The sequence below is a fragment of the Alkalibacter mobilis genome, assembly GCF_015594845.1.
In the GTDB taxonomy this organism is placed as follows: Bacteria; Bacillota; Clostridia; order Eubacteriales; family Alkalibacteraceae; genus Alkalibacter; species Alkalibacter mobilis.
In genome coordinates this window covers 102,259-128,940 of the sequence record NZ_JADNRK010000003.1, presented here as the reverse complement: position 1 = coordinate 128,940, position 26,682 = coordinate 102,259, and the positions used below count along the sequence as shown (strand labels likewise).

At 40.4% G+C, this 26,682-nt stretch carries 20 protein-coding genes, 1 tRNA gene and 1 pseudogene; 18 read left to right on the top strand and 4 right to left on the bottom strand.

Annotated features, from left to right (window positions below):
- The first annotated feature begins 145 nt into the window (after positions 1–145).
- From IWB18_RS02720 to IWB18_RS02705, 4 genes are all read left to right on the top strand, one after another.
- Positions 146–1,843, top strand: a complete 1,698-nt coding sequence (locus IWB18_RS02720) for a DEAD/DEAH box helicase (RefSeq protein WP_195682060.1) — start codon at positions 146–148, stop codon at positions 1,841–1,843.
- Between the two features lie 162 nt (positions 1,844–2,005).
- Positions 2,006–2,998 (top strand): bifunctional glutamate--cysteine ligase GshA/glutathione synthetase GshB, encoded by a 993-nt coding sequence (gshAB, locus tag IWB18_RS02715; protein WP_195682059.1) that lies wholly within the window; start codon positions 2,006–2,008, stop codon positions 2,996–2,998.
- Positions 2,999–3,006: 8 nt separating this feature from the next.
- Positions 3,007–4,269 (top strand): hypothetical protein, encoded by a 1,263-nt coding sequence (locus IWB18_RS02710; protein WP_195682058.1) that lies wholly within the window; start codon positions 3,007–3,009, stop codon positions 4,267–4,269.
- 5 nt (positions 4,270–4,274) lie between these two features.
- The gene (locus IWB18_RS02705) at positions 4,275–4,988 is read left to right on the top strand and encodes a DUF6320 domain-containing protein (protein WP_195682057.1); all 714 of its coding nucleotides are present in this window, start codon (positions 4,275–4,277) and stop codon (positions 4,986–4,988) included.
- Positions 4,989–5,014: 26 nt separating this feature from the next.
- On the opposite strand, the gene IWB18_RS02700 is transcribed toward IWB18_RS02705, so the two are convergent.
- Both IWB18_RS02700 and IWB18_RS02695 read right to left on the bottom strand, forming a co-directional pair.
- Complete coding sequence (locus IWB18_RS02700) at positions 5,015–6,988, bottom strand: fructose-1,6-bisphosphatase (protein WP_195682056.1); 1,974 nt, start codon at positions 6,986–6,988, stop codon at positions 5,015–5,017.
- Between the two features lie 65 nt (positions 6,989–7,053).
- A complete protein-coding gene (locus tag IWB18_RS02695; RefSeq protein WP_195682055.1) occupies positions 7,054–7,731 on the bottom strand; it encodes a uracil-DNA glycosylase in 678 nt (225 codons plus the stop codon).
- Positions 7,732–7,881: 150 nt separating this feature from the next.
- Here IWB18_RS02695 and IWB18_RS02690 point away from each other — a divergent pair, with 150 nt between their 5' ends.
- The 8 genes and pseudogenes from IWB18_RS02690 to IWB18_RS02655 all read left to right on the top strand — a co-directional run bounded on the left by IWB18_RS02690 (position 7,882) and on the right by IWB18_RS02655 (position 13,839).
- Positions 7,882–8,184, top strand: coding sequence for an ArsR/SmtB family transcription factor (locus IWB18_RS02690; protein ID WP_195682054.1), 303 nt, complete (start codon positions 7,882–7,884; stop codon positions 8,182–8,184).
- Positions 8,181–10,358 (top strand): heavy metal translocating P-type ATPase, encoded by a 2,178-nt coding sequence (locus IWB18_RS02685; protein ID WP_207740726.1) that lies wholly within the window; start codon positions 8,181–8,183, stop codon positions 10,356–10,358. Before IWB18_RS02690 ends, IWB18_RS02685 begins: the two co-directional genes overlap by 4 nt.
- A gap of 36 nt (positions 10,359–10,394) precedes the next feature.
- A tRNA-Val gene (locus tag IWB18_RS02680) sits at positions 10,395–10,470 on the top strand.
- Between the two features lie 145 nt (positions 10,471–10,615).
- The gene (locus tag IWB18_RS02675; protein ID WP_195682052.1) at positions 10,616–11,068 is read left to right on the top strand and encodes an RrF2 family transcriptional regulator; all 453 of its coding nucleotides are present in this window, start codon (positions 10,616–10,618) and stop codon (positions 11,066–11,068) included.
- 14 nt (positions 11,069–11,082) lie between these two features.
- Positions 11,083–11,523, top strand: coding sequence for an RrF2 family transcriptional regulator (locus IWB18_RS02670; RefSeq protein WP_195682051.1), 441 nt, complete (start codon positions 11,083–11,085; stop codon positions 11,521–11,523).
- A 33-nt stretch (positions 11,524–11,556) separates the two neighbouring features.
- Positions 11,557–12,249, top strand: a pseudogene (locus tag IWB18_RS02665) (methionine ABC transporter ATP-binding protein); the annotation flags it as partial.
- Between the two features lie 17 nt (positions 12,250–12,266).
- The gene (locus IWB18_RS02660; RefSeq protein WP_195682049.1) at positions 12,267–12,929 is read left to right on the top strand and encodes a methionine ABC transporter permease; all 663 of its coding nucleotides are present in this window, start codon (positions 12,267–12,269) and stop codon (positions 12,927–12,929) included.
- 88 nt (positions 12,930–13,017) lie between these two features.
- Positions 13,018–13,839 (top strand): MetQ/NlpA family ABC transporter substrate-binding protein, encoded by an 822-nt coding sequence (locus IWB18_RS02655; protein ID WP_195682048.1) that lies wholly within the window; start codon positions 13,018–13,020, stop codon positions 13,837–13,839.
- A 30-nt stretch (positions 13,840–13,869) separates the two neighbouring features.
- Here the strand turns inward: IWB18_RS02655 and IWB18_RS02650 are convergent, their stop codons facing one another.
- Entirely contained in the window at positions 13,870–14,037 is a 168-nt protein-coding gene (locus IWB18_RS02650; protein WP_195682047.1) for a hypothetical protein, read from the bottom strand.
- A 36-nt stretch (positions 14,038–14,073) separates the two neighbouring features.
- Positions 14,074–14,727, bottom strand: a complete 654-nt coding sequence (locus tag IWB18_RS02645) for a TetR/AcrR family transcriptional regulator (RefSeq protein ID WP_195682046.1) — start codon at positions 14,725–14,727, stop codon at positions 14,074–14,076.
- 222 nt (positions 14,728–14,949) lie between these two features.
- Between IWB18_RS02645 and IWB18_RS02640 the strand changes: the two genes are divergently transcribed.
- Genes IWB18_RS02640 through addA form a run of 6 tightly spaced genes read left to right on the top strand, consistent with a single transcriptional unit; the run spans position 14,950 to position 26,618 of the window.
- Entirely contained in the window at positions 14,950–15,864 is a 915-nt protein-coding gene (locus IWB18_RS02640) for an AAA family ATPase (protein WP_207740725.1), read from the top strand.
- A gap of 11 nt (positions 15,865–15,875) precedes the next feature.
- Positions 15,876–17,666, top strand: a complete 1,791-nt coding sequence (locus IWB18_RS02635) for a nitric oxide reductase activation-like protein (protein ID WP_195682044.1) — start codon at positions 15,876–15,878, stop codon at positions 17,664–17,666.
- 19 nt (positions 17,667–17,685) lie between these two features.
- The gene (locus IWB18_RS02630) at positions 17,686–18,525 is read left to right on the top strand and encodes a deoxyribonuclease IV (RefSeq protein WP_195682043.1); all 840 of its coding nucleotides are present in this window, start codon (positions 17,686–17,688) and stop codon (positions 18,523–18,525) included.
- Positions 18,526–18,527: 2 nt separating this feature from the next.
- Positions 18,528–19,679, top strand: coding sequence for a DUF362 domain-containing protein (locus tag IWB18_RS02625; protein ID WP_195682042.1), 1,152 nt, complete (start codon positions 18,528–18,530; stop codon positions 19,677–19,679).
- A 29-nt stretch (positions 19,680–19,708) separates the two neighbouring features.
- Entirely contained in the window at positions 19,709–23,056 is a 3,348-nt protein-coding gene (locus tag IWB18_RS02620; protein WP_195682041.1) for a PD-(D/E)XK nuclease family protein, read from the top strand.
- A complete protein-coding gene (gene addA, locus IWB18_RS02615) occupies positions 23,049–26,618 on the top strand; it encodes a helicase-exonuclease AddAB subunit AddA (protein WP_195682040.1) in 3,570 nt (1,189 codons plus the stop codon). The genes IWB18_RS02620 and addA overlap by 8 nt, the downstream gene beginning before the upstream one ends.
- The last annotated feature ends 64 nt before the right edge of the window (positions 26,619–26,682 follow it).

Below are 26,682 nucleotides of genomic sequence, written 5' to 3'. Positions count from 1 at the left end.
GCGGCAAGACTGATATAATTTTCAGTGGAGAATTTGTAATTGCACGTCATAAAATTTTTTTTATTCATTTAAATCACATGATAAATCACATTTTCGGTCAGCGGATACATATAAAATTCTTAAAAAAAATCAAAGGAATGATAAAATGGAAAAATTGAAGTTTGAAGAAATACCCCATATCAGCAGCGAGATCAAACGTGCTGTTGAGGATATGGGTTTTGAAGAGATGACCCCTATACAACAGTTGGCAATACCACATGTGTACGAAGGACTGGATATTGTAGGACAAGCTCAAACGGGCACCGGAAAAACGGCTGCTTTTGGCATACCCACCATCGATTCTATCGACCCAGACGATAAAAAAACGCAAGCCCTTATACTCTGCCCGACTAGAGAATTGGCATTGCAGGTATCGGAAGAAATATCAAAATTGGCAAAATACAAAAAAGGTATCAAAGTCCTTCCGGTTTTTGGAGGACAGTCCATCGACAGGCAAATACAAGGATTGAAAAGAGGAGCCCAGATAGTTATTGGTACTCCCGGAAGAGTCATGGACCACATCAGAAGAAGAACTCTGAAAATCGACAACTTGAGCAAATTCATATTGGATGAAGCGGACGAGATGCTCAACATGGGATTCAGGGAAGATATCGAAACTATTCTTGAGAGCGTTAAGCACGAGAGACAGACGTTGTTGTTTTCTGCCACCATGCCAAAAGCAATTTTGGAAATAATCAACAAGTATCAAAAGAATCCAAAAATAGTCAAAGTAGAGCACAAGGAACTGACTACTCCCAATGTCGAACAGTTTTATCTGGAAGTAAAAGAAAAGGATAAAATGGAGGTAATGACTCGACTCATCGATGTCTACAATCCAAAACTCACAATAATTTTTTGCAACACCAAGAGAAAAGTAGATGATGTCACAGAGATGTTGCAAACTAGAGGATACAGTTCAGACAAGATCCATGGTGACATGAAACAAAATGTAAGGTCTTCGGTCATATCCAAATTCAAACGAGGAGACATAGACATATTGATAGCTACAGATGTAGCAGCCAGAGGACTTGACATAGACGATGTAGAAATAGTCTTGAACTACGACATGCCAAGTCATGAGGAGTATTATGTGCACAGGATAGGAAGGACCGGAAGAGCCGGAAGAGCGGGAAGCGCTTTTACAATGGTGACGCCAAGGGACTATTATCTTCTGAAAAACGTAATGAATTATACGAAGAAGAAGATACAAAGACATCCAATACCGAGCATCGGTGAGATAGAAAATGTAAAAACGGATGCTTTCATGCAAAAGCTGAAGGGCATAATCGACAAAGGCGGATTGGAAAGATACATAAAAATAATCGACAAGGTCCTTGAGACTGAAGATTATCAAGCCATTGAAATCGCGGCAGCACTGGTGAAATCAGAGCTGGAGCTTCCTGAAAAGGACAATGTGGACACAAAAGGTTTCAAAAGCGAACCGGCCAAGGGAAAAAGAAAATCAAGCAAAACGGGTTCAAATGAGCCTATGGCCAAAATGTTCATCAATATAGGAAAAAACCACCACATAAAGCCTGGAGACGTGGTTGGTTCCATCGCCGGAGAAACAGGCGTAAGCGGCAACAGGATCGGCAGTATCGACATCTTTGAAGATTACACTTTTGTGGAGATACCGGAAGAGTTTGCAGATCAAGTATTGGAGATCATGAGCCAGAACACCATTAAAGGAAAGAAAATCAACATCGAACGTGCCAAAGCGGGCAGAAAAAGTCAACCCAGATCAAAAAAATCCTCACCTGGAGACAGGGGCATAAAACGAGGAAAATCGAAAAGAAGTTTTTGATCGGGTAAATAAAATTTAATGATATATGATCAAGAGTCGAATTCGGGAATGCCTGGGTTTGACTCTTTTTTTAAAGATCATTATAAAAGCCGAATAAAATCAAATATTTGCCATTACGGTATTTTACATGTAATATTAAATAAAAAGGATGGATGGTGAAATATGGGTCCGGAGTATAATTTGGAATCATTCGAACTTTCAACTCAGGAAGTAATCAAGGAAGCACAACGAAGAGGCATTAAAGTGGAGATTCTTGACAGCCAGGATAATTTTATCAGGCTGTCCAAGGGTGACAAAACGGAAATAATACGCCAGGCTACGAAAACTTCGGCAGATACATATATATCTTCGCAAATAATGGAAAACAAGGAAGTGACCAAGATCCTTCTTGCAGAGGCAGGAATACGTGTGCCCGCAGGCATAAGAGTCATGGATACCGAATCAGGATTGAAATATTTTGAGGAGTTTGAAGGCAAGGATTTGGTGATCAAACCACAATCGACAAATTTCGGACTGGGAGTAGTGGTGATCAAGAACCTGAATGCTCCAGATGAAATGAGATCGGCGCTGGATCTGGGATTTTCACACGACAAGACAGTAATGATAGAAGAGTTCATAGAGGGAAAAGAATACAGGTTTTTAGTCATTGGAGACGAAGTAGTCGGGGTCCTGCACAGAGAACCGGCTAATGTGGTAGGGGATGGAAGAAATTCCATCGCACAATTGATTGAAATCAAAAATCAAGATCCTTTAAGGGGGACGGGGTATAAAACACCTCTTGAAAAAATTAAAACCGGAAGGATAGAGAAGGATTTTTTAAACAAGCAGGGATTGGATTTCGATCGCGTGCCCACGAAAAATCAGAAGGTCTATCTAAGAGAAAATTCTAATATCAGCACCGGAGGAGACAGTCTTGATTTTACAGATGAGGTTCATGAGGAATACAAAAAAATCGCAATAAAATGTGCGAATGTTGTTGGAGCCAGGATCACCGGAGCGGACATTATGATCAAGGAAATCGGACAAAAACCGAATGAGACCAATTATGGCGTTATTGAACTGAATTTTAATCCCGCCTTGCATATCCACAATCACCCTTACAAAGGCAAAAACAGGGGCGTGGAGAAAAAATTGCTGGATCTTTTAGGGTTTTAGGTGTAGGCATGCATAGAAAATGGTTTAGATTGGATAATGCAGGCAGATTATACGCTTCTGTATCAAATCCCAGGGATACGACACTTTTTCGCGTATCGGCTACTTTGAAAAATAAAGTTGATGAGAATAAACTTGATATTGCCCTGAAAAATATGATAAAAAGATTTCCTTATTTTAATACCCATATAAAAAAAGGGATTTTCTGGTATTATGCTGAAGAAAATGAAAAAAAGCCTGTGCCTGTTGAGGAAAAATACTACCCATGCATGAACTACGATATAATAAAAAGACATAATTTCCCATTTAGAGTTCTTTACTACAAAAAAAGGATCAGTGTGGAGTTTACTCATGCGATCACAGACGGAACGGGCGCATTGTTCTTTCTAAGATCATTGTTGTTTGAGTACTTTAAATTAATGGGGATCCAAGCAAAACCAGATGAAAGCATTGCATTGGCGGAAGAAACAGCTTCGGATTTGGAAGTGGAAGACAGCTTTTCCAAGTACTACATAAAAAAATATCCCGTAGCTAAAAGGGTCAGCAAGGCATTTCATTTTCCTTACAGACTGTTTCCAAAGGGTGTGTATTCCATTGTGACCGGCACAGTGGAGATCGATCAGATCAAATCCATCGCAAAAGACATGGATTCCACACTAACGGAATTTCTTTGCGCACTTTATTTTAAGAGCATCATCGACGTTATCGAAAAGCGTGGTTACAAGAAGCGTCCTGTGGTATTGAATGTGCCTGTGAATCTTAGGAATCTATATCCGTCAAAAACCATGAGAAACTTTTTTGTTTCCCTGACCCCTTCCATCGACCCGAGGCTTGGAGAATATTCTTTTGAAGAGATACTTCGATATGTCAAGAATTTCATGGAGATCCAGGTGGATACCAAGTACATAAACCAGATGATAAGTCGAAATGTCAAGAATGAAAGAAACTTTATCTTAAGGACATTTCCGGCCTTTATAAAGGACCTTATAATGCCGTGGATCTATCATTTTTACGGGGAAAGGGGATTTACCAGCGGGATTTCCAACATGGGTCTGATCAAGATGCCGCTTGAACTGGAAGATGAAATTGAAAAATTTGAAGTTTATCCGGCCCCGAGCAGCGGCAATATCCTAAAGATTACAACTGTAGGTTATAATGGCAGACTGGCCATTTCTTTCGGGAAAATGACTTATGAAAAAGAAATTGAGAGGACTTTTTTCAGAAAATTAGTGGAGTTTGGAATAAAAGTGGAAATAGAAACTAATCTGGAGTGATGTATATGGCATACTGTCCAAAGTGCGGCGTTAAAGTCGACCAAGGCGGGAAGAACTGCCCCTTGTGTGATTTTCCCATACCCGATATAGAAGGAGAGGACAACAATGCGGAAAAGCCTTTTCCAACGCCTGAGAACGTTTACCCAAAAGAATTCAAGGAAATCAAAAAAAGAATACTAAAAAACATTACAGTAATATTCATGCTGGCTATTTTGGTCATGATAATCGAAAATATTTATTTGCAGGGAAGCCTCACCTGGGCAAAATACAGTGTGGCATCTACAGTGTTTTTACTGGGATACATAACGATTTTTTTGAATTTCATACCAAATGTTTATTTTTATCTGGTAGCTGCAGCCATAAATACCACTGTGCTTCTATTTACCCTGGATATGCTGGAAGGGGATTTGGCGTGGTTTTTCTCTTTGGGGCTGCCGTTGGTAGTAGGAACACTGATCATTTCGGTGATTTCTGTTTTTATGTACCGCAGATTGAGATCAAAAATTTTATTGTACATTGGAGTGAACATGTTTCTTGCAGCGGCGTATTTTGCCATTGTAGAAGCGGCAGTGACCAGGCATTTGACACAAAAGCTCGATTTGTTTTGGTCATACATAGGCGGGATCCCGTTAGTGACATTGGGGTTGGCCTTGTTCTATTTTCATTTTTACTTTCCTGCTGTAATGAAAGAAGAAATCAAGCGACGATTTCACATATAAAGAGGCGCATCAGATGCGCCTCTTTATTATAGTTTTTCCTTTACGATACCTTTTCGGTAAGCCTGTATAAGCATTTCCAAATAATATATCTGCTTTTTTAATTTGGTTCCGATATCGGTATCTCCGACGGTTTTTCTTTCCAGAACTTTTTCTATGACACTTGTTGTGGAGCGTATATCTATACCGTCATTTATTGCCCTGTCTACAGATTCAAAGGGTTCATGACTTGCCAGTTGAAGTCCGTAGGAATTATATATCAAGGTGTAACCGGCGATCCCCGTAGTTTTCTGATAAGCCTTTGCAAAGCCGCCGTCTATGACCAGTAATTTCCCATTGGCTTTGATCGGGCTTTCACCATCCCTTGTTTTTACCGGAACATGACCGTTTATTATGTGGCTGTCATCCGGATCCATTCCAAACTCTTCCAGGACCATTTTTGCAACGCGCTCTTCTGAAACCATTGTGAAATAAGGAGTGTATCTTTCCTTGTGAGGTTTTTTGTCGGTAATGAAGTACCTTTCGAAGGTGGCCATTTTGTCCTTGCCGAACAGCGGTGAATTTATATTGCACCACAGATACCATAAGAACTCCGTGCCGCAAGGATTATTCTCCAGGCTGAAATAAGCTTCTCTTGCCCATTTGTCCATTTTATCCATAAGCGCCATCCCGGAAGCTTTTTCTCCGTAGAGTTCTACTGTTTTAAATGTGCCGTCCTGATTCATGGGTATGGAAGCGTGAAACAAGAGGTTTCCGTTATGTTTCAGGTATATGCTGCCTTTTGCGTACATGAACCTGATATGTTTCTGAAGTTTGTCGCTGGTAAGGAAGGATGTCTGCAACCTGTCTATAACGTGAAGTTCTTCTTCCGTGAGTTCCCAGGGTTTTTCCGGATCCACTGTAGGAAAGGAATTCGTGTTCAATTGATAGGTTTCTCCGTCTATGTTTATTGTAAATTTATCGTAGTCGATCTTGTCTAGAAGTTGCCTGTTTTCCATCAGAAAATCGGGATGATCCATGACTATTGAGTGTTCCAGTTTGAATTGGATCATCGAAATTGCCTTATGCATTTTGGCAAGAAGATTCTTGTCGCTGTCAGAAAGTATCTCGTTTTCTGAAAGCTTGGGCATGAACTTTTCGCAAGGATCAGTGCGATAAGCCCGCATTGCAAATGTTGCCAATGGAAGCATGTTGATACCGTAACCATCTTCTAAAATATCCATATTTGAATATCTCAGGCATATTCTGACCGCATTTGCTATACATGCCTTGTCACCGGCGGCAGCGCCCATCCACAATACGTCGTGATTGCCCCATTGCAAATCGACAGAATGATGATTTATTAAAGTGTCCATAATAAAATGAGGCCCAGGTCCCCTGTCGTATACATCACCTATGATATGAAGATGGTCGATGGTCAATCTTTGAATGACAGCAGAGAGACGGACGATGAATTCGTCTGCTCTTTCCAGTTCTACTATGGTGTCGATGATTTTGTTGTAGTAATTTTTTTTATTGAATCGCTCTTCATCTTCATGGAGAAGTTCTTCCATCATGTAGGAGAAATCTTTTGGGAGGGCTTTGCGGACCTTTGAGCGTGTATATTTAGATGAGGCATCCCTGCACACCTGAATCAATCGGTAGATCGTAACTTTGTACCAATCGGCCATGTCTGTTTTATTTTTTTTGATTAGTTGAAGCTTTTCCTCTGGATAGTATATAAGTGATGCAAGTTCTGTTATATCATCTTTTGGCAAGGTCTTGCCCAGCACGTCGTTGATCTTGCGTTTTACTACGCCGGAAGCATTTCTCATTACATGATTGAATGCGATGTGTTCACCGTGGATATCAGTTAGAAAATGTTCCGTTCCTTTGGGAAGATTCAATATGGCCTTCAGATTCACCACTTCCGATGTGGCAAAAGAAATATTTGAAAATTTTTCGGATAGCAGTTCCAGGTACTCTTTTTTTTCGATAAGTTCAGATTCTTTGAAAAGCTTCAATTCAAATCCCTCCGTTAGTTGAAATGGTGAAAATTTACATTATATTTTACATTTTACATAAATTATCAGATATTTTCAATTTGCCAATCGATTTCTTTTGATCCGTTTGCTTTCAAAAACGCATTTGTTTTTGAAAAAGGTCGACTGCCAAAAAAGCCTCTCGATGCAGAAAGTGGGCTTGGATGCGCTGATTCCAGAACCAGGTGGATGGGATTTGTGATCAAAGATTTTTTGCTTCTAGCATAATTTCCCCAAAGAATAAAGACCACAGGATCCGATTTTTTGTTGAGTAACGATATTATATTGTCAGTAAACTGGTTCCATCCTATCTTGCCGTGAGAACCTGGGGATGAAGATCTGACCGTCAAAACTGCATTCAACAAGAGTACTCCCTGATCCGCCCACTTTTTCAAATAGCCGTTGTTGGGGATATAACAACCCAGATCTTGTTGAAGTTCCTTGTAAATATTTATGAGGGAAGGCGGGATCCTTATCGAAGGATTTACGGAAAAGCAAAGGCCGTGAGCCTGGTTCTCTCCGTGATACGGATCCTGACCCAAAATCAAGACTTTGGTGTCCTTGTACGAAGTGTAGTGCAGTGCGTTGAAAATATCGTTTTTGGGGGGGAATACACGGTGGTTGCCGTATTCAGCTTTTAATATCGACCTAAGGTTTTTGTAGTATTCCTTGCCGAACTCTTCTGACAGAATGTCCTTCCAATCGTTTTCAAAATCAACTCCCATAGCTACCTCCTAAAGTTAATCGATGATACAACCATTGTACAACAATCAAAAACTTTTGTCATTTCAGAGAGCAGTAATGATTGACAAATCCGAGATCGAAAAGTAAAATTAACATATGAACACATATTCATATGAATTGGGGGTTTTCGAATGAATAAACCAACAAATGAAAATATATCCGATATGGCGGAATTTTTCAAAGTCTTTGGGGATCCAACCAGAATGAAGATACTGTTATCCCTGTTGGGAAAAGAGATGTGCGTCAACTGTATCACAGATACGACTGAAGTGTCCCAATCTGCGATAAGCCACCAGCTCAGAATATTGAGGACGTCAGGTTTGGTAAAATCCCGGCGTGTGGGCAAACAGATCTATTATTCACTGGACGATGACCATATCAAGTCCATACTTGAAATAGCCCACGAACACGTAAATCATAAAAGGCAGGTTTGAAAATGATAAAAATAATACTTGAAGGACTAAATTGTTCCAATTGTGCAGGGAAAATAGAAGATCATACCAATAAATTGCCTGAAGTGGAATCGGCAAGGATAAACTTTGTGAACAGCACTCTTGAAGTTGTCCATAAAGAATCGGTGGATGTGGAAGGCTTGATCGAAAAGGTTGAAAAATTAGTCAAAAGATTTGAACCGGACGTTGTGGTCAGACTAAAAAAAGATGGAGAGGCTGATTACCAAGGAGAAATATCCAGCTGTGAAGCATGTGAGATAAATCCGGGGGAGAAAACCGGTGAGGCAAAAAAGAGTTTGGTCAAATACTTTATGACTCGATACAGGCTGCTGGCGGGTATAGCTTTTTACGCATTTGCAGTCGCTTACGGCGATAAATTTTTAGATCCACTGTTCTGGTTTCTGATTGCGTACGGATTGATAGGTTATGACGTGGTCAAAACGGCCGTAAAAAATATTTTACGGGGAGAAGTCTTCGATGAAAATTTTCTTATGTTCATTGCCACCGTGGGAGCTTTTTTCCTCGGGGAGTATATTGAGGCCGTTGCAGTCATGCTTTTTTATGAAGTCGGGGAGGTTTTCCAGTCATACGCCGTTGACAATTCCAGAAAATCGATAAAAGATCTGGTAGATCTGAAGGCGGCATATGCCAACAGAGTTGACGGAAAATCTTTTGTGAGGGTAAGTCCGGAAAGTCTTGAGCCTGGTGATAGGATCCTTGTAAAACCTGGTGAAAAGGTACCTGTTGACGGAAAAATCATAAAGGGAATGTCGCTGCTGGATACATCAGCTTTGACAGGTGAATCGATCCCCAGGGAATTGACCATTGGGGAGGATGTCTTGGGAGGTTTTATCAATACAAGCTCCACCTTGGAAGTGGAAGTATCCAACAGATATCAGGATTCCACAGTGGCAAAGGTTTTAAATCTCATCGAAAATGCCAGCAGTAAAAAATCAAATACAGAAAAATTCATTACGAAATTTGCACGATATTATACCCCGGCGGTAGTATTTATGGCTTTGGCGATTTCAGTGATCCCCCCTCTTTTAACGGGTGATGACTTCGGGAACTGGCTTCAAAGGGGTTTGATATTTTTAGTTATCTCATGCCCGTGTGCTTTGGTTATTTCCATTCCATTGGGCTACTTCGGAGGTATTGGGGCAGCGTCCAAAGAGGGGATACTCATTAAGGGAAGTCAGTATCTGGAAGCCTTGAAAAATATGGACACCCTGGTCATGGACAAAACAGGTACCTTGACCAAAGGAGTGTTCGAGGTGGTGGAAATGGAATCATCTGAAAGTTCGGATGTTACTGAATTGGTAAGATTCGCTGCCATCGCTGAAGAGATGTCCAATCATCCCATCGCCTTATCAGTAAGAGACAAGTTTACTGGGGATATCGACATAGACAGACTGACGGAATATACGGAAATAGGTGGCAAGGGTGTGTCCGTGCTTTATGACGGCAGGCCTGTAATTGCAGGAAACAGCAGGTTGATGCGGGAGAACGGCATTGAGCCGGCTGCAATCGAAGAAATTGGAACTGTGGTCCACGTTGCGTTTGACGGACGTTACCTAGGCTACATTTTGATAGCCGATGAAATAAAGGAAACTTCATTAGGGCTTGTTGAAAAGCTTAAGGAAGTGGGAATCAAAAGAACTGTAATGTTGACAGGAGACCATGAAAACATAGCGCTTCATGTAAGGAACAGGCTGAATATCGACGAATATAGATCTGAGCTTCTGCCTCAGGAAAAAGTCGAGATATTCGAAGAACTGAAAAAATCCAAGAGGGACAGGAAAACCATTGGCTTTGTAGGTGACGGAATAAATGATGCCCCTGTTCTGGCTCTTTCAGACATAGGGATTTCCATGGGGTCGGTGGGTTCAGATGCCGCCGTTGAGGCAAGTGATGTAGTTATCATGAAAGATGATCCGGCAAAGATAGTGGAAGTTATCAGAATTGCCAAATACACACACAAGATCGTATTGCAGAACATAGTATTTGCATTGGGGGTCAAGGCCTTGGTAATGGGACTTGGAGCCTTGGGAATGGCAAACATGTGGGCTGCGGTGTTCGCAGATGTGGGAGTTGCTTTGATAGCGGTTTTGAACGTCAGCAGAATATTTTATGCAGGTAAAAGAAATAAGTCTTGAATTTGCATGACGTTCTCTGTATAATTGTGTGGTAAAGATCTCGTAGCTCAGCTGGGAGAGCGCTACCCTGACACGGTAGAGGTCGCTGGTTCAAGTCCAGTCGGGATCACCATTATGAAATTACAACCCTGTTTTCAAACTTTTGAAAGCGGGGTTTTTGCGTAATTGCACCCATGCAAGATTTTTGGATTTTTTTATAAGATGTTGTCTAGACCATTTCTTAATGATAATATATAGTAGAATATTTGGAGGTTGTTATGAAAATTTCTACCAAAGGAAGATACGCTCTTGAAGCGGTATTGGATCTGGCTTGCCACAGCAAAGAGGAACTTGAAAGCCTGAAAAATATCGCAATGCGGCTGGATAAATCAAAAAATTATTTGGAGCAGTTGTTTGTGATCCTAAGAAAATCGCAACTTATCGAAAGCGTCAGGGGAGCCCAAGGGGGTTACCGGCTTGCAAGAACTCCTGAAACAATAACAGCAGGAGATATAATAAGATCCGTTGAAGGCAGCATGGCGCCGGTGGGATGTTTGGAAGCTGGAATAGATGCCTGCGAATGCGGCAATTACAAAATTTGCCCCACCAGAGATGTTTGGGGTGGAATAGAAAGCCGTATAAACGAAGTTTTGGATAGTGTGACGTTAAAAGATTTGATGGATTGTTACGAATCTTACAGTGGAAAGAACGAATTGGAGTACTATATTTGAAATGAGGTAATTGAATGAAGTTGTCTACGAAGGGCAGGTACGGGCTCAGAGCATTGATCGACCTGGCGTTCTACGGGAGTAATGGGCATCAGTCTTTGGGCCAGATCGCCGAAAGACAAAATATATCTGAAATTTATTTGGAACAGGTATTTGCAACACTTAGGAAAAATGGGATAGTAAAAAGCATCAAAGGCGCTCAGGGAGGCTACTTTCTGAATGCCGATCCGGACAAGCTTTCTGTTGCAGAAATATTGAGAATACTGGAAGGGGATTTTTCGATCATTGACCAGGCATCGGAAGAAGTGACAAACTCATTGACGTTGTGCATAAACATGAATGTATGGGAAAAAATAGATGAGGAAATAAATGAATATTTGGATGCCGTGACACTGAAAAGGTTGGTGGAAGATTATAAAAATAAACTAGGTGCCAACGCCCCGATGTACTATATCTGATAACGCGGCATATAACGAAAGGGTTAACAACATATGATTAGAATTGAAAACATATCAAAGATGTACAAGACTAAGACGGGCGGATTTCTTGCCTTGGACAACGTAAGCCTCAATGTTGAAAAAGGCGACATTTACGGAGTTATCGGTTTGAGTGGTGCCGGTAAAAGCACGCTGGTCAGATGCATAAACTTATTGGAACGTCCTACCGAGGGAAAAGTTTTTATCGAAGGACAGGAAATAACCGCCATGGATGAAAAAGATCTTAGAAAGATCCGCCAAAGCCTGGGAATGATTTTTCAGGACTTTAATCTATTGATGCAAAGAAATGTGCTCGACAATATAAAATTTCCTTTGGAGATAGCAAAAACAGATAAAAAAACAGCTGAGAAAAGAGCGGAGGATTTACTAAAGCTGGTAGGATTAGAAGAGAAGTCCAACAGTTATCCCGCTCAACTGAGTGGTGGCCAAAAACAGAGAGTGGCAATAGCGCGAGCTTTGGCAAACAATCCAAAGGTCCTTCTCTGCGATGAGGCAACATCTGCTTTAGACCCGGTGACCACACTGTCCATATTAAATTTGCTCAAGGATATAAATGAAAAGCTTGGTGTTACCATAATAATTATCACTCATGAAATGAAAGTAGTGGAGACGATCTGCAACAAGGTGGCTGTAATTGAAAGTGCGAGAATCGTAAAAGACGGATTGACCAAAGACTTGATCAATCATTTTGAGGAGGTGAATCAATGAGCTTGTTGACAGAATTCAGTGACATTTTGATCAAGGGAACATTGGATTCCCTTTACATGATTTTTGCATCGACTTTTTTCTCCTATCTTTTTGGATTGCCCTTGGGGATCGCACTGGTAGTCACCGGCGACAATCACATCATGCCTGCAAAGCATGTCAACAGGGTTTTGGAGACGGTCGTTAACATCGTCAGATCAGTTCCTTTTATAATCCTCATAATTGCAGTAATGCCATTTACCCGCATGGTGGCGGGAACATCCATAGGACCAAAAGCGGCCATAGTGGCTTTGGTCATAGGCGCCACACCTTTTGTTGCCCGATTGGTGGAAAGTTCCTTAAAGGAAGTGGACAAAGGCATAATAGAGGCGGCAACTTCAATGGGATGCTCAAAGTTTGAAATCATATACAAGGTCATGGTGCCGGAAAGTATGCCGTCCTTGATCATGGGGGCATCGATCACTACGATAACCCTTGTAGGTTATTCCGCCATGGCTGGCGTGCTTGGTGGAGGAGGCCTGGGAGATATAGCCATTCGTTACGGTTACTACAGATACGAAGGAGAATTGATGGTAGTCACCATCATTTTGTTGGTGGCCATAGTCCAGGGAATCCAGGTAATAGGAAACAAATGGTCTAAAAAGATCAACCATTTGAATTGAATTTCATAATTATTGACTTTTTAAATCTTCAAGAATAGAATTATCAAAAAGGGAATTGAAACGATAGTTTCAAGGGAGGAGAGATAGTATGAAAAAAAAGGGAGTATTACTATTGGCCGTAATCGCGGTTATTGCTTTGTTACTTGCGGGCTGCGGCAACAACGGTCAAGATGGCGAAGATCTGGTCACTTTAAAAATCGGGGCTACGCCGGTACCGCACTATGAAATTTTGGATTTTATCAAGCCCATGATGGAAGAAGAAGGAATTGAATTGGAGATAATCGAATTCACCGATTATGTTCAACCCAATCTGACATTGGCAAATGAAGAACTGGATGCAAATTTTTTCCAGCATGTGCCTTACTTGGAGGACTTCAATATAAAAAATGAAACGGATCTGAGTGCTGTGATTTCAGTTCACTTCGAACCATTGGGATTATATCCGGGGAAGACAGCCACATTGAATGAAATCAAAGAAGGAGACCAGATAGCGGTTCCGAACGACACTACTAACGAAGCAAGAGCACTTTTGTTGCTTGAAGAGGCCGGACTTATAGAAGTGGACGACAATGCAGGTCTGGAAGCGACTGTAAAGGACATTACATCAAATCCTTTGAATCTGGAAATTGTGGAGTTGGAAGCGGCTCAAGTATCCAGATCGCTGGTGGACGTGAATATGGCTGTTATAAACGGGAACTACGCTATTGAAGCAGGATTGAATGCCGCCGCCGATGCTCTATTGGCAGAGGATAAGGATTCATTGGCTGCCCAGACATTTGCTAATGTCATAGTAACCAGGACAGGGGACGACAGAGAGATGTTCGAAACGCTGAAAAACGTGATACAGTCAGATGAAGTCAAACAGTTTTTGGAAGAAAAATATGAAGGCTCAGTTGTGCCTATGTTCTAAAAAAAGAGGGGAACCCCTCTTTTTTTGATTTTATCTGGCGTTTCTAGCCTTTTTCATCCCTATCACCACAAAAACCAAACCCATAATCAAAAATGCGGGAGTTTTATTTTCTCCGTCCGAAATATAGTTTGCGGCGCTGAAAACTAAAAATCCAAATCCTATAGCAGCCATGATGTATCCTTGGATCTTGCTGTTCATATTGATCCCTCCGGTAAATTAAATATAAAAATTGATTCATATCAAGAGCTTGATGTGATCATAACTCAAGCTTTTAAAGATTTCATAAGACTCATGTAAGATTTCGTCTACAAGGGTCTGGTCTATCTTAAGCAGTCTGGGGACTATACCGTTTGCAAAAGTTACCAGGTCTTGAATGTCGGTTTTTTCAGGAGATTCAAATTTGTTGAGGAAGACCTCTCTTCTAGCCCCGAAATCAGCATGAAGAATATCGGAAAACCCGGTTTTGGAAATATGGACGTTGAAATCTTTCAGATAGTTTGTGTATATGTCGCCGATTGGTCCGTGAAGCAATTTGTAATTGGATTTTTTCAATAGTATCTCATGATAGAATTTTTTGTTGTTGGGGTCAGAAAATATAATTTGATAATATATCCGGGAGACCACTCCGTGATACAGAATAGAATTTGCAGATCTTTTATGCAACCGGCTTTCGACACAAGTCCTGATCTTATTAAGAAAATCGGCATATATCAAGCTGACAATGTTGTCCTTGTTTTTAAAATGATAGGGTATAAGACCAATGGGAACCTCGGCTTTCAGGGCGATCTTTGACAAGGTGGTTCCTGAATAACCGTTTCTGTAAAAGAGTTCTTTTGAGATCATATATATATATTCTCTTGTCTGTTCTCCTTTTTTATTGGTTGCCAATGTAAACACAGCCTTTCAATTAAACTTTCAAGTAAATGTAATTGTAAACGTTTTTACACGAAGTTTCAATACAAATCATCGTGTTGGAATGAGAGGAATTGGTATTTTATATGACAGAACGCTCCCAATCGACCATGCGGCACGTGTGGTCGAGATAATCCGTTTTATTTATGATATAATTAATGGATAATAAGATGCGAAGGGTGATCTATAGTGGGATTGATGGATTTTTTATCGGAACAAGGCTTGAATGAAAAAATGCTGGCCGAGGTTGACTATTTTAAAAAATTCTATGAAATAAAAGACGAACTTAAAGTCAGGATACCTGAGGAAAACGGTTTTTTCTACGGCAAGGATATCTGGGAGATGTGCATTGCAGCTATTCTGGAAGGCGAACATATCTTGCTTTCAGGCCCCAAAGCCACAGGCAAGAATTTATTGGCGGACAACTTGTGTCTTCTTTTTGGAAGACCTCAGTGGAATGTATCATTTCATGTAAATACAGACAGTGCTACATTGATAGGAACGGATACTTTTTCCGACAATGAAGTAAAACTTAGAAAGGGTGCAGTCTACGAGTGTGCTGTCAACGGAGGGTTTGGCGTTTTTGACGAGATAAATATGGCGAAAAACGATGCGATAGTAGTTCTTCACTCGGCTTTAGATTATAGAAAAATGATCGATATCCCCGGATACGAAAAAATCAAGCTCAATGAAGCCACAAGATTCATCGGAACAATGAATTATGAATATGCCGGGACAAAAGAACTGAACGAGGCGCTGGTATCCAGATTCTTGGTGGTGGATATTCCCCAGGTGGAAAAAGAAAAGCTGATGATGATACTGAACAGATATTTTCCTGATGCGGATATGGAAAAATTAAACCAGTTTGCCGGATTGTTTTTGGATCTGCAGGTTAAATCGGACAACGGAGAAATTTCGACCAAATCAGTAGACTTGAGAGGATTGATTGCCTGCATAAAGACGGTCAAGAGGGGTCTTAAACCACGACTGGCTGTTAAGATGGGTGTAACAGGAAAAACTTTCGACGAATATGAAAAGGAAATCGTAGGGGATGTAATCAGAACGAGAATACCTGAATCTTGGACGTCTCAAGAGGTATTTCCCGGGAAATAAAGAGGTATGAGATGGATTGGATATATAGCGATTACGAGACTTCATCCAGATTAAAGAACATGCTTTGGACTGTAAGCGAAGACTATTCCGGAGACATGGAAAAATTTGAAGAATATGCAGATCTCTCCATGGACTTGGCCATTTATTATGCCGCCAAGGCAGGAGCAAGAAGAAAATATATCAACTGGAATCTTGTTAAAGGCTATCTGAATTATCGAATAAGTCGGGGAGCTGATCCGGAGATCCTTATAGATCTGGCGCAAATATGTTGCGATGCGGCCGTTGAGTCGAAACTTGTCAAAGAACGTCCCGGCATAGTTGAAATCAGGGAGTCGGGTTACAATCAATTATTGGAAAACTTTTTACTGTCAAAAACCAAAACTTTGATGGAGAAGGTCAAATACCTCCTGTTTTTCAGGCAAACTGGCAGAAGTGTTCAAATGGACAGGATGGTGACCAATATAGTCGATGACATAGAAGATGACTCGGCCTGCGAAGATACGTTGGATGTATTGAAAAAAATAGAAGACATATACGTCAAGCATTTTGAAGGAAGCAGAGATGACGTTGATTTTTTGTATCAAAGAAATGAGGAAACGCAAAAATATCTGGAATCTTTTTCAGAAGATTGGAAGAACTCGGGCGATGACTACAAGGATTTCATGGCTGAAGAGTACTATGGAGATGAGACCATATCTGATGCAGTAGACAGGATATCTTCCACATTGGTGGTTGAGTCCATGGGGGAGACTTCACAAGCAGACAGGGAGCCCAAGGACAACAGGGTCCTTTCCATCGATGAGGAAACAGCAAAAAAGATATACGATCAAATTTCATATTACCACGGAAAAAGTTTTATGGGTCCTGATGAAATAAAGTCTTTGGAAAAAAAAGTCTGCAGAAGCAACCATGAAGGGTGCAGAGTCCACTTCACTGATGGAGTTCTAAGGGCCGGTGTCGAGAATTCCTTCCAAAAAAAATATGTTGTTAAACAAATGGAGAATAATCTGGCATACTATAATAATTTTAGTCGGGTGCACAAGAGAAATGTTCTCAAATTAAAGGAAACCATTATTCGAACCTTGACTATGGAAACCGAGATAACGACCATACCCAACGATTATGGTCAGATCGTGCCGTCTAAATTGTGGAGAGTGGGGAAAGTTGAAGATCCCAGGCTTTTTAACAAGGTATTGAAAAATGAAAAAGGCGGTTATGTTGTGGACATATTTTTGGATGCCAGCGGTTCTCAAAGGAGTCGACAAGGGAAAGTGGCCGCACAGGGATTCATAATATCCCAAGCTTTGACATTGGCAGGGATTCCCAATAGGGTAATGAGTTTTTCAAGTTTTTTGGATTATACCATTCTAAGACGGTTCAGGGATTACGAGAGTCCGGAATCCGAAAATAAAAATATATTTGAATATTATGCCACCGGAAACAACAGAGACGGATTGGCGATCAGAGCAGTAACCCAGGGGTTGTACAAGAGATCTGAAGAACACCGGATATTGATCGTTTTAAGCGATGGGAAACCCAATGACATCAAAATATCCAAAAACAGTACGATCAGGGGAGAAACTTCCTACAAAGGGATGAAGGCGATTAAAGATACTGCAGCAGAAGTAAGGCGGGCCAGAAAAAACGGGATCCTCGTATTGGGAGTTTTTACAGGCAAGGAAGAAGACTTGTTTGCAGAAAAATTTATCTACGGTAGAGATTTCATCTATACCAGGGATGTTGAAAGATTTTCCGATATTGTAGGAGTATACCTTAAAAGGATCATAGAAAATTACGAGTAACATACAGAAGGAGAATTAAATGTTAAAAATAGGGTGTCATCTTTCCATAGCAAAAGGATATTACAGGGCGGGAATGGATGCTTTAAGCATAGGAGCCAACACTTTTCAATATTTCACCAGAAACCCCAGAGGTGGTAAGGCAAAAGATATCGACATGACGGATTTGGAGAAATTCAAAAGACTCTGGGAGGAAAATGATTTTGCTCCTCTGTTTGCGCATGCGCCTTACACGATGAATTTGTGTTCAGACAAAGAAGACGTGAGAAGTTTCGGAAAAAGGATCTTTGCGGAGGATTTGGAGAGGTTAAAGCTCCTGCCTGAATCCTATTACGTATTTCATCCCGGAAGCCATGTGGGAGCGGGCGTGGACAGGGGGATAGAGTTGATAGTAGGAGCCATAAATGAGGTTTTGACTGAAAACAATGATGTAACCATACTTCTTGAAGGCATGTCCGGAAAGGGAAGTGAAATAGGCAGCACTTTTGAGGAAATTAAAAGAATAATCGACGGGATCAAGTACAATGAAAAAATTGGGATACTGGTGGACAGCTGCCACATGTATTCCGCAGGTTATGACATAGTAGGAGATCTGGACGGAGTTATCAAAAAGCTCGACGATGTGGTTGGGTTGCAGAAGTTGAAGGGGATACATATAAACGACAGCAAAGTGGAATTTAATTCCCATAAAGACAGGCATGAGGTTTTAGGGGAAGGTACAATCGGATCTGAAGCGATCATTAAAATGATAAATCATCCCCTTTTGAGAAATTTAACATTCAATCTTGAAACTCCAAATGAACTGGAAGGCTATAAAAAAGAAATTGAGTTCTTGAGAAAGAATTACAAGGAGATTGAGTAATAATGAAAGACAGAGTAGCTCTGCTGAAATGTGAAGAATATGATCCGATTGCAATTGAGAAAAAAATCAGAGAAGGATTTGAACTACTGGGAGGGGAATCGTATATCAGGAGATTGATATCGCCGGATTCAAAAGTTTTGCTCAAACCCAACTTGTTGTCTGTAGAGGACAAGTACTCTCCAGTAGTAACAAATTATCTTTTTTTTGAAGGTGTCATCAGGGTATTGAAAGACTATTCCGACAAAATCGTCTTTGGAGACTCTCCGGGATTTGGTTCGGCTGAAAGAGCGGCTCAAAAGGCGGGTCTTTTAGATGTTGCAAACAAGTATGGAGTGAAATTTGACGATTTTACGGATAAAGTAAACATGACATTAAAGGATTCGCTGCTTGTAAAGAATTGGGAAGTAGCCAAGGTGGCGGTTGAAAGTGATGTTTTGATCTCTCTTCCCAAACTGAAAACCCATGGGATGATGTATTTTACCGGAGCGGTTAAAAATCAATTCGGTTGCGTACCGGGAACCCAAAAGGCACTGTGGCATACCAGAATGAACAACAGCAACAACTTTGCCAGAATGCTTTTAGACTTGAACAAGGTAGTTGAAACAAAATTTGCAATAATGGACGGGATAGTTGCCATGGAGGGAAACGGCCCTAAAAGTGGAACGGCAAAAAAAATGAATGCCGTCATCATGGGGGAATCAATAACGGCTGTAGATTCAATTGCGTTAAGATTGATAGGCTATGACGACCCCAGGGAGATACCCCAGTATAAAATTGCCTTTGAAACCGATTGGGGAAAAGTTTTGCCTGAAGATATAGAAGTGGCGGGCATGTCCGTTGACGACTTGAAAGTGTCTGATTTCAAGAAAATCAGATCGACAAATGAGATATTTGGTGATTCAAGGGGCATGGCATTTATCAAGAGCCTTATAGCACCTTATCCCAAGTTGATACATGAAAAATGTATAAGCTGTGAGAGATGTGCCCAGGTTTGTCCTGAAAAACCAAAGGTCATAACAATGACCGACAAAGGCGGGAAGCTGGTCCCGGTGTTTGACAGAAAAACATGCATAAGATGTTTCTGCTGTCAGGAATTATGTCCGGTAGGAGCCTTGGAGATAGGGGAGACTTTTCTCGGCAAGATCCTTTACTGACCTGATTATGACGTTTGGAGTTGATTTGGATGCTTGAAATTTTAATAGGCAAAAACGGAAGTGGGAAAATCAAGGAAATGTATAAACAGATCAGGGAATCTCTGAATAATGGAGAAGAGAACCTGATGTTGATCGTGCCTGATCAGTATACCTTGGAAGCGGAAAAAGAGTTGATGGAAACTCTTGAGCTCCAAGGTGTTTTTAGGCTGGAAGTCATAAGTTTTTCAAGGTTGGTGGAAAACTTGAGCGATGAATCCTTCGAGCCTGAAAAGGCGGTCGTTACCTCGACTGGCAAAAAAATGATCATCAAAAAAATCTTGCGAAATCTAAAGGACGATCTTAAGATTTTTGGGGCCATGACCAACAAGAATGGTTTTGTGGATGATGTGGAAAACATGATCAGGACATTCAAAGAAAACATGATCGAAATCGAATCGGTCCCAGGCATCGATGAAAATAGTGATCCCACAGGGATACTGGATAGAAAGCTCCACGATATGCACATGATCATGAATGCTTATGAAAAGTATTTGGGCAACGGTTTTATAGATACGGAAGGAAAGATAAACAAGGCAATTGAAAAGGCAAAAGGTAGTGAATACATAAAAAAGTCAAAGATTTGGATCAACGGATTCCATACCTTCACCGGACAGATCAATGAACTGATAATTACATTGGCTATGAATGCAAAAAAAGTTTCGGTAATTCTCGATCTTTACGGAGATGAGTCGGATCCTACCAGAGAAATTTACGAAATAAATAAAAATACCCTGGAAAAGTTCAAAAATGCACAAGTTGAAATCAAAATCGGGGCATTTGAGTCGGAAAATACAAAGCTAACAGATATAAACCATCTCAAAAACGAATTTTTTTCATATCCTTTTGCAAAATATAGTGAAAAACCTGAAAATATTAAACTGACCCAGTCCCAAAATGTATACAGGGAGATAGACAACGTCTGTACGGAAATTACCAGATTGACAAGAGATCAAGGCTACAAGTACAAAGACATCGGGGTAATATCCAATGACTTGACAGGATATGGATTTCTAATAAAAAGGACCTTTGAGGAATACGGAATGTCCTGTTTTTTGGATGTAAAGAGATCTGTTTCGGACAAACCCCTTTCATTGTTTATTGCAAGCAGTTTAAAATCCCTGGCAAACAATTTCAGATACGATGATGTCTTCTCCATGATAAAGTCGGGTTTTACCAAGTTGACATGGGACAGATATGAAATTTTGGAGAATTACTGTCTTAGATTCGGAATCAAGGGAAAACAGTGGTTGGAAGACTTCTATAAGAATGATTCCAAAATGAGCTATGACTTGGAAGAATTGAATCAAATGAGAAAAGAGGTTATAACCCCTCTTGAGACATTTAGGGAAAAAATCAAAAAAAATCCAACATATGCCCACATTACCACTGCTCTTTTCGAATACATGGAAGAAAACAAATGCATGGAAAAAACAAATGCTTTGTCCAGTGACCTGGTAGAAAGCGGAGATTTGGAGCATAGCGCTGAGAACAAGCAGATTTTCAACAAGATAATCGATTTGATGGACGAAATCGTAGAAATTTTCGGAAACGAGAAAACCGGAATAAAAGAATATACCGATGTGATTTCGTCAGGTTTGGAATCCGCAGAACTGGGGATTTTGCCCTCATATAGTGATGAGATAGTTGTAGGTGATGTAAAAAGATCAAGACAAAACAGTATTAAAGTCCTTTTTATTGTGGGCTTGAACGAAGGTGTACTTCCTGGAGAGATATCCGAAGGAGGATTGTTTACTTCTCTTGAGATGAAGGAGATGGAAGAAAAAGGAAAAGTCAACATGCGCGATGACCGAAGATATCAGTCAGTACAGGAGCGCTATCTTTTCAATCTGTTGCTTGGGCAAGTCGAAAACAAGATTTATTTTAGTTATCCCTTGGCTGATTTTGAAGGGAATTCTCTTAGACCGTCCAGTTTTGCAGAGAGGATCGAGGAAATTTTCCCGGAGGCAGTCATAGAAGCAGATTTTGAAGAAGATCTTGACTTGATTTCCAATCAAGAAGGCAGTTTCAGGCATATGGTGGCTTATTACAGGAAAGCTGTCGACTCAAATGAAGATCCTTCAAATGCATATTGGGATCAAGTGTACAAATGGTATGCTGAAAATCCGGCGTGGACGGCTATAACTTCCAAGATAACCGACGCGATGACGTGGGAAAACAGGGTTCCTGACCTAACTGAAAAACAAATCAAAAACATTTACGGTAAAAAATTGAAAAATAGTGTGACAGGTCTTGAAACGTATGCCCAGTGTCCTTTTAAATATTTTGTCAGATATGGACTTAAACCCAGGGAGAGAAAGATCTACGAGGTGTCCATACCTGATATGGGGCAGCTTCTTCATGATGCCATACAGCAGTACTCGGAGAAGCTTGAAGAACTCGATATTCGTTGGGTGGACGTTGAGGAAGATCTAAGACGCAATTTATGCAGGCAGATCCTTGCCGAAAAAACAGAAAGCTACAAGGAAGGTGTGTTTTTAAGTTCCGGAAGGTACAAGTATCTTGGAGATTATCTTGCAAGACTCATGGACAGGGCAATTGAAACACTGACATATCATTTGTCAAAAGGAGAGTTTGAAATATTAAAGACGGAAGCTTCATTTGGAGAAAACCAATCTCTGAAAGAAGTCAATTTCAGCTATGACAGAAATATGCAAATGGTTTTAGAAGGAAGGATCGACAGGGTGGATGTCTATAGGGACGGGGACAAAACATACGTCAAGATCATAGACTACAAGACCGGAGAAAAGTCTTTCGATTTAAAAGACGTATATTATGGCTTGTCACTGCAACTATTGATTTATCTTGGTGTTTGCCTTGAGATAGATAGGGGATACTTGCCGGCAGGAGCTTTTTACTTCAAATTGGATGATCCGATGATTCGAGCTTCAAAAGAAGATATGGAGGACATAAATAAAAAAATCAGAAAAGTATTAAGATTAAAAGGTCTGCTGCTAAAAGAAATCCACGTTGCACGAGCCATGGACAAGAACCTTGAAGACGAAGATGTTATTAATTGCAAAATCAAGAAGGATGGAGATTTCGCAAAATCCAACAAGGGGCTGATCGAGGAAGATGTGTTCAAAGGGCTTGTGGAGCATGCTTTGAAGTCTGCTGAAATCATGGGAAAAGAAATAGTCAATGGAAATATTGCAATTGAACCAGTAAAAAATGGAAGCAGGGAAGCCTGTCTGTATTGTGAATATAAAACGATCTGTCAGTTTGATAAAAAATTCGGTGGAAACAATTTCAGGTATAAAAAAGCTTTGAAGGATTCTGAAGTTGTTGAAATGATCTTAGGTGGTGGAAACAATGACTAGATGGACAGGTGCGCAAGAATCTGCAATTGAAATCAGAAACAAAAACCTTTTGGTTTCCGCAGCAGCGGGCTCGGGAAAGACGGCCGTACTGGTAGAAAGAATAATAAGGTTGATAATCGATGACAGAGTCGAAGTGGAGCGTTTGCTTGTGGTGACATTTACGAAGGCTGCTGCCGAAGAAATGAAACACAGGATCAGCAGTACATTGTCAGATAAACTTTCAAATGCAGAAGGAGCGGAGAGAGCGTATATCAGCAGGCAGATAAGTGCGCTGCCATTTGCCTCAATAAGTACGATACATTCATTTTGTTCAAATGTGGTAAGACGATACTCCCACGTCATAGGGATAGATTCAAGTCTCAAAATCGGCAACGAAACTGTGCTGTCAATTTTGAAACAGAGGGCCATGGACAATATCCTTGATAGTGAATATGAATCGGGAGATGTGGATTTCATCAATACCCTGGAAAGTTTTGGTGAAGGCAGAAGAGATCAAAAGCTGCGCGAGGTCATTGAAGCCTATTACAACTTCACCATAAACAGACCAAAACCTCAAATCTGGAGCGAAGAGAATTTGGGCAGGTTTTCCATGGATCTAATGGATTTCAACAACAGTGAAATTTACGAGACATTCAAAGAGATCGCCACGATAAGGTTAGATCACGCCATGGGCTTGTTGAAAAAGGCTCGAACCATGATTTTGGGATTGGAGAACGGTTCAAAAGCAGAACAAATAATAGAAGATGAAATAAACCAGATTGTGGCTTTGACAAAATCTCTAGACAAAGGATTTGAAAAGTTCAGATTTTTATTGGATACGGCTGTTTTTGCGCGCCTGACTATCAAGACTGAAAAAGAAAACTTGAAGAGCGAGATCGTTCAAAGGAGAAATGAATCAAAAGAAATAGTCAAGTCGCTTCAAACCATGGTCGGGTATGAAAAGCCCGAAACAATGATTGAGAACATAAACGAAATGGAACCAACAATAAGGTATCTGAATGGTCTTGCAGAGAAATTCAGCAATGAATATTCAAGTTTGAAGTTGGATAAAGGACTTATGGATTTTAATGATCTTGAGCATTTCGCGCTTGCAATATTGGATGATGCAAATGTGGCAAAGGAAATGAAAAAAGAATATTCGTACATTTTTATAGACGAATTTCAGGACAGCAATCAAATCCAAAATGACTTGGCGGAAAAGATAATGAGATCCGACAATCTTTTTCTGGTGGGGGACGTGAAACAAAGCATATACAGATTCAGACTGTCGGATCCGACGATATTTATCAAAAGAAGCAAAGAGTATTTAAACTCTGATCAAAGTTCCTGTGAAGTCATACATTTAAACACAAATTTTAGAAGTTCGGACAGGGTAATAAATACGATCAACAGTGTTTTTGAAAAAGTGATGAGTTCATATGCAGGGGAAATTGATTACGACGAAAATGAAAAATTATATAAAGGATCCGCAATTCCAGACAGAATCGATGATAAAACAGAAATATTTCTATTAGGAAGTTCCGTTGAAGAACACAGGGAAAGTGAGAGTGATCCGGAAGAAGAAAGTGATATTGAAATTGAAGATTTGACTAATCTCGAGTATGAAGCTCGATTGGTGGCTCAGAAGATAAAAGAAACGCTGGGAACTGATGTGTATGATGCAAAGAATAAAAAATACAGAAAAATCGAGTTTAAAGATATGGTCATTCTGCTCAGGGCTGCAAAAGCCGAGGCGAAAGTTTACCAGGAAGTGTTGTCGGAAGCTGGTATACCGGTGTATGCACAGTCGGGGGCGGGGTATTTTGACACTCTGGAAATAAGCATGGTCATGGATCTCCTTTCGATTATTGACAATACCAGGCAGGATGCCTTGTTTATGTCTGTAATGAGGTCGCCTTTTTTTGGCTTTAAAATCGAAGATTTGGTGGAGATAAGAACGGCTTATCCCGAATTAAGCTTTCGAGATGGTGCGTACGCATACAAGGAGGATCACAAAGACGGGCTCGGAGCGGCCATTGCGGCCATGACAGAGAAAATTGAGATTTGGAAAAAACAGTCTGCGGTGATATCCATAGACAAGTTTTTATGGAATGTTTTGATTGAAACTGATTATTACAGTTATGTGGGGGCGCTCGTCGGAGGAGTGCAGCGTCAGGCCAATTTAAGGATGCTCGTTGACAAAGCCAAAGATTTCAGTGAATCATCCCTAAGAGGATTGTTTAATTTTGTCAGGTTTGTCAAAGAACTTAAAAATACGGATACTGATTTGTCTACTGCAAAAGTGCTGGGGCCCATGGATAACGTCGTGCGGGTTATGAGCATACATAAGAGCAAGGGTTTGGAGTTTCCGGTCGTATTCATTGGAGGTTTGGGTAAAAAATTCAATACCCGGGACACCAGCGCCTCGCTGATCCTCCATAAAGACCTGGGAATATGTCCCGACTATATAAATATAAATGAAAGAAGATATTGCGAGACATTGTTCAAAAGCATAGTAAAGGAAAAGACTCTTCTTGAAATAATTTCCGAGGAAATGAGAGTTTTATATGTGGCCATGACCAGGGCTCAAAACAAGCTTATAATGATAGGCACTGTTTCAAATGCCCTTGCCAGGCTGGAAAAATGGAAGAGAGAAATCACTCCTTTCGGCGTTTCAAAGAGTTCCAATTACCTTGATTGGATAATGGGATCTTTGATGAGCGGTAATGAGGGATTTGAATTCGACAATATGATTTATGAAAATGATGATTATAAGGTACAATTGATCGACAAAGGCAATATCTACAACTACCAACAGATAAAAGAAAAGTACTTGACGGAGGTGGCCGACCACTTTGAGAAAATCGTGAATGCGGACTTGAAGATTTCCGAAGAAATAAAAAGGAGACTTCAATGGAATTATCAGGAATTGGAAAAGATGAAGTTGCCTGCAAAGATATCTGTTTCCGCCATAAAAAGATTTTTGCAAACAGGAGAGCTTGCAGATCCTTCGGAAGAGATCAGAAAACCTGTATTCTTGCAGAGTATCAAGAAAAAAAGTGCGACCGAGATAGGAAGTGCAAACCACTATGTTTTGCAGAATCTGGATATTTCAAGACTGAAAAACGCAGTTGATGTCCAATCGGAATTAAACCTTCAGTTGGGGCAAATGGAAGTTGACGGAATGATAACCAAAGAAATTTCACATGTGATAAACCTTCAAGCCATCGGAAATTTCTTTCAAGACCCGCTGGGAAGGAGGCTATTGGCCTCTGATGAAATCAACAGGGAGAAAAGATTCACTTTGAAAATGGACCCAAAAGAATTTGCTAAAGAAAACTTCGAAGGTGAACCGATTTTGATCCAGGGAATGATAGATTGCTTTTTTAAGGAGGAAGGTCAATGGATCCTGGTGGATTATAAAAGCGATTATTTCAGCAGTGAAGAGTCAAAACATGAAAAAATTGAGAATTACAGGACTCAAATCGAATTCTATAGGCGAGCGATAGAAAAATCCACAAATGCCAAAGTCGCGGAAGCGTATCTATACTTGCTTCATTCGGGAGAAGCGGTAATGCTATAACAAGGACATATTTGTTGACAGTGAATATTACATAAGGTAGTATCATATATGTGGATTAAGTATA

Coding starts and splice junctions, on each gene's coding strand:
- IWB18_RS02630 (WP_195682043.1), top strand. CDS start 17,686: ATGTTAAAAATAGGGTGTCATCTTTCCATAGCAAAAGGATATTACAGG.
- IWB18_RS02660 (WP_195682049.1), top strand. CDS start 12,267: ATGAGCTTGTTGACAGAATTCAGTGACATTTTGATCAAGGGAACATTG.
- IWB18_RS02690 (WP_195682054.1), top strand. CDS start 7,882: ATGAATAAACCAACAAATGAAAATATATCCGATATGGCGGAATTTTTC.
- IWB18_RS02635 (WP_195682044.1), top strand. CDS start 15,876: ATGGATTGGATATATAGCGATTACGAGACTTCATCCAGATTAAAGAAC.
- IWB18_RS02650 (WP_195682047.1), bottom strand. CDS start 14,037: ATGAACAGCAAGATCCAAGGATACATCATGGCTGCTATAGGATTTGGA.
- IWB18_RS02655 (WP_195682048.1), top strand. CDS start 13,018: ATGAAAAAAAAGGGAGTATTACTATTGGCCGTAATCGCGGTTATTGCT.
- IWB18_RS02675 (WP_195682052.1), top strand. CDS start 10,616: ATGAAAATTTCTACCAAAGGAAGATACGCTCTTGAAGCGGTATTGGAT.
- IWB18_RS02620 (WP_195682041.1), top strand. CDS start 19,709: ATGCTTGAAATTTTAATAGGCAAAAACGGAAGTGGGAAAATCAAGGAA.
- IWB18_RS02705 (WP_195682057.1), top strand. CDS start 4,275: ATGGCATACTGTCCAAAGTGCGGCGTTAAAGTCGACCAAGGCGGGAAG.
- addA (WP_195682040.1), top strand. CDS start 23,049: ATGACTAGATGGACAGGTGCGCAAGAATCTGCAATTGAAATCAGAAAC.
- IWB18_RS02695 (WP_195682055.1), bottom strand. CDS start 7,731: ATGGGAGTTGATTTTGAAAACGATTGGAAGGACATTCTGTCAGAAGAG.
- IWB18_RS02710 (WP_195682058.1), top strand. CDS start 3,007: ATGCATAGAAAATGGTTTAGATTGGATAATGCAGGCAGATTATACGCT.
- IWB18_RS02720 (WP_195682060.1), top strand. CDS start 146: ATGGAAAAATTGAAGTTTGAAGAAATACCCCATATCAGCAGCGAGATC.
- IWB18_RS02640 (WP_207740725.1), top strand. CDS start 14,950: ATGGATTTTTTATCGGAACAAGGCTTGAATGAAAAAATGCTGGCCGAG.
- IWB18_RS02625 (WP_195682042.1), top strand. CDS start 18,528: ATGAAAGACAGAGTAGCTCTGCTGAAATGTGAAGAATATGATCCGATT.
- IWB18_RS02670 (WP_195682051.1), top strand. CDS start 11,083: ATGAAGTTGTCTACGAAGGGCAGGTACGGGCTCAGAGCATTGATCGAC.
- gshAB (WP_195682059.1), top strand. CDS start 2,006: ATGGGTCCGGAGTATAATTTGGAATCATTCGAACTTTCAACTCAGGAA.